This is a genomic window from Rhizobium sp. PEPV16 (genome assembly GCF_008919455.1).
In the GTDB taxonomy this organism is placed as follows: Bacteria; Pseudomonadota; Alphaproteobacteria; order Rhizobiales; family Rhizobiaceae; genus Rhizobium; species Rhizobium leguminosarum_Q.
Window position 1 is genome coordinate 88058 of record NZ_VSZV01000351.1, and the last position, 7124, is coordinate 95181.

At 58.8% G+C, this 7124-nt stretch carries 6 protein-coding genes; all 6 read right to left on the reverse strand.

Annotation, left to right across the window (positions count from 1 at the left end; translation table 11 throughout):
* Positions 1-376: 376 nt before the first annotated feature.
* Complete coding sequence (locus FY112_RS38275; protein ID WP_246700801.1) at positions 377-1528, reverse strand: hypothetical protein; 1152 nt, start codon at positions 1526-1528, stop codon at positions 377-379.
* Between the two features lie 584 nt (positions 1529-2112).
* On the reverse strand, positions 2113-3180 hold the full coding sequence (locus tag FY112_RS31355) for an LLM class flavin-dependent oxidoreductase (RefSeq protein WP_151520118.1): 1068 nt from the start codon (positions 3178-3180) through the stop codon (positions 2113-2115).
* Entirely contained in the window at positions 3177-4187 is a 1011-nt protein-coding gene (locus FY112_RS31360) for a C-terminal binding protein (RefSeq protein ID WP_151520119.1), read from the reverse strand. The genes FY112_RS31355 and FY112_RS31360 overlap by 4 nt, the downstream gene beginning before the upstream one ends.
* Positions 4188-4208: 21 nt before the next feature.
* Positions 4209-5111, reverse strand: coding sequence for an ABC transporter permease (locus tag FY112_RS31365; protein ID WP_151520120.1), 903 nt, complete (start codon positions 5109-5111; stop codon positions 4209-4211).
* Positions 5104-5934, reverse strand: a complete 831-nt coding sequence (locus FY112_RS31370; protein ID WP_151520121.1) for an ABC transporter ATP-binding protein — start codon at positions 5932-5934, stop codon at positions 5104-5106. Before FY112_RS31370 ends, FY112_RS31365 begins: the two co-directional genes overlap by 8 nt.
* A gap of 79 nt (positions 5935-6013) precedes the next feature.
* A complete protein-coding gene (locus FY112_RS31375; RefSeq protein WP_151520122.1) occupies positions 6014-7048 on the reverse strand; it encodes an ABC transporter substrate-binding protein in 1035 nt (344 codons plus the stop codon).
* Positions 7049-7124: the final 76 nt, after the last annotated feature.

Sequence of the window (7124 nt, forward strand, 5' to 3'; positions counted from 1 at the left end):
GAAGCGCGAGTTTTGCGCCAGCGTGCCGTCAATGACATCATGCGAGAGTTTTTAGGCGCGCTAGGTATTGCGTTTAAGTGATGCCCGGAGCGCGGAAGCGGATAGATCATGCAGTAACTTGATCGATAACACGTTCTGATGCCACTGTTTTTATTCATATTCTCGGCGGAGAACTAGGGTTGCGGGTTCGATTCCTTTCAAGGCGCGCACAGACGGCCCTTTGTATCGGCTCTCCTCAAATGGATCCCTCAATGATCGCCGCGCGATTCTCACAGTCGCCTCAGCCTCACCGAGGGTCGATCATGGGTCAGAGAACGCAACCAACCTTCCTGCTCATCGAATGACATTCTGCACAGGAAGGTTGGTCGCAATCTGACTACGGTTGCTTATCGGGCGAGCGATCATACTGAGCGTACGCATCTAACATCATCTGCGTATACTCACTCGTGCTGGAGGTTAACTCGCCCAATCCCGGCCAGGCGAAGGGTATCGAGGACCACATCGATTCAAGTTCAACCTCAAGACCCAGCTGGGCTGCCACAATCAAAGCCTGAACCGGCTCTTTGTCGTGCGGCCACAAGTCGTCCTCTAGCGATATCCAGACGCCATTCTGGTCATCGACACTGATCTGAGCTTGAAGCGCGCCGAGCTTCTCGCTGATATTCGTGGCGTCATCAAGCAAAGCACTTCGGATAAGGAGAGTGATCTTCTCCGCATTCAACTCAAGTTTGGGTCTGTCATCTGCAACCCGGAAATCGGGCTTGTCACCGTCCACGGTGCCGTCAGTTTTCACGGGCGGGAGAGACTTGCCCTCATCTTCACACCAGAAGGCCGTGTCGAAGATGTCGAGAGGAGATGCGCCACACCCGGGGCAATGCCAGAGGTTTTGAGCGATCTGAGTGCCGGTAATCTTTCCGTCACAATGTAAGCAGAACCACACTCCCGAGTCTCGGCCCCACAGCGGGTGGCGAACTACCCCGTCGATGTCAGGTTTTGTGGACCGTCGGGGCCAATCGGTGGAGATTTCAGCACGAACCTGGACTGCCCGATCTCCGACAAGGCTAAGCGCCTTCTGAAGAAATTCCGGATCAAAAACAGGGCACTTCCCATCATTTTCGGTGGATGTCTGGACGATCGGTGACGCGCCAGGGTTCTCCGGCACCGTGATACTCCACCCATCTCCGGCCATGATAACGTCGTGGAAAGCCACTTGAAGGCGGTATGCATGATCTCCAATCATGCCGTGCTCGGCCTGTTCCAGAAATGCGAAGCGGCGGCTCATTGCTTCGGGATGTCCGGTCTGAAAATCTGCAGCCGGAAGAGCATGCGTCACGAACGCTTCAACGCTCGCCATCTGTTCGGAACTAGGCATCCAATCATTCTTGCTGACGGCGATTAGCTTGGCCCAGTTGGCAAAACCCAGTTTTCCCGCAAGCAAGTCAAGAGCTTGGTGTAGCGTGATCCTGTTGGCCCGCGCGTATCGTTTAGCAAGAAGTTTGAGCCTGCTAAGTTTTTTTGCTTCGGTCATATCCATATCCTGAAATGATCCGACCATGTGCCCGCTAATGGCCAGACCATGCCTGTTGGCATGAAGTGACACTTCAGAAATGAAACGCTGACATAGCTTTGCGTGGCGGGCACACCGGCCCGCGTGTAGGGCCACGCTTTGTATGCCAAGCATGGCGATGGACGTCAAGCCGATCCGTGTTTACCCACAACGATCTGGCGGAGCACGCCGCCGGCTACGGAACGGGAGTCGCAAGGACTTCAACCCGCATGGGCCAAACGCAGATGTTCTCGCGGAGGCGCGCGGGAGGCTCAGGCTTGGCTGAGATACAGGCCTGACACCGGCTTTCCAATCTGTCTTGAAGAGAAACACTGCGTCGGCCGCGTGCTTGCCTGTCATGAATTCGTTGCTGAATGAGTTGCGATCGAGTGACCGAGATGATCCGCGGAGACGCGTTACAAGCGCGGAATTTTCATTGATATTCAGTTCTGAAAAGCTGGTCGTTGGTCCAAACCCGTTCAAGAGCTATGGATGCAGGCTCGGCACGTCGCACCTATTGAAGTGGGCGGAACGGACATCGCTAGCCACGTACTACGAACGGCCAACTAGGTCAGAAGCGGAAGTAGCTGGTGACCCTGCCGTTTAATTTCCGAGAGGTATGGCGTATCTGAGAGCACGAACTGGGTGATCCCAAGCTCTCGATATCTGCGCAAAGATCGCGCAACATCCTCTGCTGAGCCTACCAGCCAAGTCGTGCCCGCTCCGCCCCCTCCGAATTTCCCCGGTGCCGTATAGAGGTTGTCATCCAACACGTCGCCCTGTCGGGCAAGGTCAAGTAGGCGTTGCTGACCAACGGCAATTCCATGGCGATGATCCTGCCAGCTCCCCGCCGCTCCTTCCGCCATTTTGGCAACCTTCGCTTCGGCATCCGCCCACGCTTCCTCCGTCGTGTCGCGAACAAGAGTGGTGATCCTCAAGCCGAATTCCAGTGGGGGCAGATCGCGATCAAGTGCTCTGCTGAGCGACTTCAGCCGATCGATCCGCTGTCGCAGGTCGTCAAGCGGTTCGCCCCAGAAGAGCTGCACGTCGGCCTCGGTCGCCGCGACCCGTTCGGCAGCCTCGGACGCACCTCCGAAATAGAGCCTGGGATGGCGACGATCGCCCACCGGGGCGAGCCTGGGCGCCACGGTCGAGGCTGCGACTTGGAAATATTCCCCGGTGAAGCTGACGTTTTCTTCTGTCCACAGCCTGCGGACCAGCCGCATGAATTCCTTGGTCCGCGCATAACGATGCGTCTGATCGCCTTCCTGGTCTCCATAGGCTGCAAGCGCGTCCGGCCCCGATACGACATTGACCCGAACGCGGCCGCCGCTCAGGTGATCGAGGGTTGCCGCTGAGGAGGCAAAATTTGCTGGCCTCCAATAGCCCGGCCGAACCGCAATCAGTGGCTCGAAAGTTGTCGTCCGGGCGACGAGCGCAGTGGCAATGGTAAAAGTGTCGGGCCGCCCCCATCCCGTGCCGATGAGAGCGCCTTTCCAGCCATGCTGTTCCAGAGCTTCGGCCTGGCTCGTCAGGGTGTCCAGGCCGTTGTGATCCGGATCAGCCACATCGCCTCGGTGGCCGGCTTTGATGTCGTTGGGAATGTACCAGAGAAATTCGGAGCGACTGCTCATGATCTGTCCGTTACCTGATTTCGAAGTCTTCCTTCGTCGAGCAATATCTTGACTGTCTTCGCCGCGTTCAGGCGCATCTCGACTGCTGCATGATCAGAGTAGAAGGCATTGTGCGGCGTAATCACCAGCCGGCCGGCAAGCCAGTCCTCCCGGTTACGCCACGCCATCAGCAACGGATGGTCACCGGGCGGCTCCTTGACCAGCGTATCGATTGCTGCAGCGGCCAGGTGTCCGCTCCGCAGCGCGGCCTCAAGCGCGTCGAGATCTTCGATCAACTCGCCGCGTGCGGTATTGACGACGATCGCGCCGGGCTTCAGTCGGGCCAGACCATCAGAGTTTAGGAGGCCGCGCGTCTCGGCGTTCGCCGGGCAATGGAGCGTAACGATGTCAGACTGAGCGAGAAGCTCCTCCAGGCGCTCTGTGCGTTCATACCCGATCGCTTTTTCATGTCCTGGCGGCTGACCGGGATCATAGCCAAGAATGCGGAAGCCGAAAGGTCTGAGCCGGTTGATCACCGCGGTTCCGATCCGCCCGACGCCGACAACGCCTACGGTCGCCCGGTTCGACCGGGAAAGCGGTTTGAGGCTGTGGACCTGCCATCCGGACGTATAGCCACGGGCACGAGCGTCGTGTTCCCAAAGCCGTCGATGCAAGGACAGGATCATAGCAAGCGCGTGATCGGCGACTTCTTCAGTGCCATAATCAGGGTTGTTGGCGAAGGGGATGCCGGCGCTGCGGAGCGCGGCTAGATCGATCTTCTCGTAGCCGACACCATAACGAACCACGCCCCTGCAGCGGGTCAGGTGCGAGATGCTTTTTTGCCCAAGCGGTGCCCCCCAGACCATCAGGGCATCGAGCCTTGCAAGGCGATCGGGGGCGAATGATCCTTCATCCGTGCTGGCGAAGAAGTCTATCTCGACATCTTCGCCGAGCACCTCCGCTTCAAGATCGGGCGCGCCGATCATGTGGTCGGTTATCCCGACCACGTATTTCTTACGATCTGTCATTCTAGTCCCGATGCTTTCGCACTAGCGCGTCATTCCCCATTTTGCCACGGTTCGCTGCTCCAGTTGGCGGAACAGGACGTTTTCGACCAGCAGGCCGAAGAGGATGACCATGATCAACCCCGCGAACACCCGGTCGGTGTAGAGTTCGTTGCGGTTCTGGAAGATGTACCAGCCAAGCCCACCCTTGCCCGAGGAGGCGCCGAAGACGAGCTCGGCCGCAATCAGCGTGCGCCAGGCGAAAGCCCAGCCGATCTTGAGCCCCGCAATGATTGATGGCAGCGCGGCCGGCACGAGGATCAGCAAAACATACCGCAAACCGCGCAGTCCGTAGTTGCGGCCCGCCATCCGCAAGGTTTCCGGCACGCCGGTGAAGCCGGTATACATATTGAGGGCCAGCGGCCAGAGCACGGAATGGATCAGCACGAAGACAAGGCTGCCTTGCCCCAGCCCGAACCACAGGAGCGCCAGCGGCAGCAAGGCGATCGGCGGAAGGGGATTGAGCATCGAGGTGAGGGTGGACAGGAGGTCGCGCCCGATCTGCGTTGAAACGGCAAGCGACGTCAGCACGAAGGCCAGAACGACCCCGGCCGCGTAGCCTTTGATCAGGACTTCCAGCGAGGTCACGGCTCGGCTTGGAATGATGCCGCTGGAAATATCCTCCACCAAGGCTTTCATCGAGGCGGAGAACGACGGCAGGAGGAGCTCATTCCCCTGGAGCTTGGCTGCAATTTCCCACAGGAGGGCAAGGCAGATCAGGATAAGGCTCTTCCTCAGCCAGGCGTACTGCCAGAGACGCTGGTATACCGGCAAAGCCTCTTGGCTTTTCGTCTCGGCCAGCGGCTCGAGCGGCCGCTCATATTCTGGCCGGACCGGTGGTATGGCGGGCGCCGTTGTTTTGGGGCCGGGGCTCAAGATGTCACTCATGGCTGGCTCCATCGGTTGCTCCGGCCTCTTCGAAGAGAAGCCGGTGAATGCGGTTGGCAGCCGCTTGGAATTGCGGGCTTCCGCCACTTTTCAGATCCCATTCATGACTGTTGATCTCGGCCCGCATCCGCCCGGGATGCGGCGACAAAAGCGCGATACGATTGCCAACGATCAGAGCTTCCTCGATGGAGTGCGTGACAAACAGCAGGGTGAAGCGAACTTCCTCCCAGAGCGCCAGGAGTTCCTCCTGCATCTTGCGCCGGGTCAGCGCGTCCAATGCTGCAAATGGTTCGTCCATCAGCAGGACGCGCGGCTCCATGGCGAGCGCGCGAGCAATGGCCACGCGTTGCTTCATGCCGCCGGACAGCGTGTTCGGATAGGCATCGGCGAAACGGGTGAGGCCGACTTTCTCGATATAGTGCTCTGCGCGTTCAGCAGCCTCTTTGCGGCTGAGGCGGCCTGAAACGCGCAGCGGGAACGCCACATTCTCCCGCACCGTCTTCCATGGGGGCAATTGGTCGAATTCCTGGAAAACGACGAGGCGATCCGGGCCGGGACCGTGCACCGGCCGTCCCTCCAGCAGGATCCGACCCTGGCGAGGTGCAATGAAACCGCCGATGGCCTTCAGCAGGGTGGACTTGCCGCAGCCCGAAGCGCCGAGCAGGATGAAGCGATCGGCTTCCCAAACATCGAAGCTGACATTTTGCGTTGCGCGTACCACCCGACCGGGCGCCTGGTATTCGAGGGTGACGCCCTCGACCGAAAGAAGGGGCCGGGAAGGCGGGACACCGTTTTCCCGAATGGGTGCAGACATGCCGTCCATTCTCACTTCCACCATGTTGACGGCCGAGAACCGGTTTCCATCGCGTCCAGCCCTCGGCCGTGTTGTGATGCGATATCAATCAGCTGCCGTTTTCGCCGTGTGCCTCGGGGAAGAAATAGTCCTTCCATGACCCGGCCTCGCTCTTCAGCACACCCAGCTTGTGAAGTTCGGCCGCGTAAACGAAGGTGTTCTGCGGGATGATCGTGAAGTCATTCTCGGGATCGTTGATGATGTCGAGAATCAGTTTGGGTGAGAGCTTGGAACCCTGCTGGCGGATAAAGGTGTCTGCAGCCTTCTGCTTGTTTGCATTGATCCAATCTGCCGCTTCGCGCAGGGCGGCGTAGAAGGCAGCGTATGTTTTCGGATTTTCGTCGTGGAACGCCGTGCTGGTGTAAAGCACGTTGAACGTCGCAGGCCCGCCGAGAATGTCATAGGAACTGATGACCTTGTGCACGGCCTTGTTGCCCTGCAGCGCCTGATAGTAGAAGGGCGCGGAGGAAAAGTGGGAATTGACCTCGGTGCCACCGGAAATCAGCGACGCGGTCGCGTCGGGGTGAGGAAGACTAACGGAAATCTGGTCAAGCTTCTGGAAGTTGTCAGCTCCAAAGAGCTTGGCAGCCTCGATCTGCAGCGTTCGCGACTGAAATCCAACACCAGCGGCAGGCACGGCAATCCTGTCCTTGTCGCTGAAGTCCTTCAGCGTATGGACATTGGGATTGGTGGTGATGAGATAGTTCGGCAAGGAGCCAAGGGCTGCCACCAGCTTGACGTCACCCTTGGTGCGATCCCACATCGTCAGCGCCGGCGGCACGCCTGCCGAGACGATGTCGAGATTGTTGGCCAGCAACGCCTCGTTCATTGCAGTCGCACCGGAAATGCTCGCCCACTCGACCTCGATATCGATGCCAGCTTCCTTGCCATGTTTTTCGACGAGTTTTTGGTCGCGAACAACATCCAGGATCAGGTACGAAATGCCGAACTGCTGTGCGATCCTGATCTTGCCCTCGGCGGCGGCCTGTCCTGCAATCAGCGCTGCAGCAATGCCGAACGCCGCGCCAAGAGCCTTGCGGCGACCAAGTTTGACGCTCAATGTCGTAAGGCCAAGTGCCTTCATAAAATACCCCTATTCGGCCAAATGATCTGAGTGAACGCGGTTGATGCGCATGCTTCTCCGCGAGGATTTCTTGGAA

Bases quoted from the DNA above. Each gene is read 5' to 3' on its own strand.
- FY112_RS31365 (WP_151520120.1), bottom strand. From the start codon at position 5,111: ATGAGTGACATCTTGAGCCCCGGCCCCAAAACAACGGCGCCCGCCATA.
- FY112_RS31355 (WP_151520118.1), bottom strand. From the start codon at position 3,180: ATGAGCAGTCGCTCCGAATTTCTCTGGTACATTCCCAACGACATCAAA.
- FY112_RS38275 (WP_246700801.1), bottom strand. From the start codon at position 1,528: ATGACCGAAGCAAAAAAACTTAGCAGGCTCAAACTTCTTGCTAAACGA.
- FY112_RS31370 (WP_151520121.1), bottom strand. From the start codon at position 5,934: ATGGACGGCATGTCTGCACCCATTCGGGAAAACGGTGTCCCGCCTTCC.
- FY112_RS31375 (WP_151520122.1), bottom strand. From the start codon at position 7,048: ATGAAGGCACTTGGCCTTACGACATTGAGCGTCAAACTTGGTCGCCGC.
- FY112_RS31360 (WP_151520119.1), bottom strand. From the start codon at position 4,187: ATGACAGATCGTAAGAAATACGTGGTCGGGATAACCGACCACATGATC.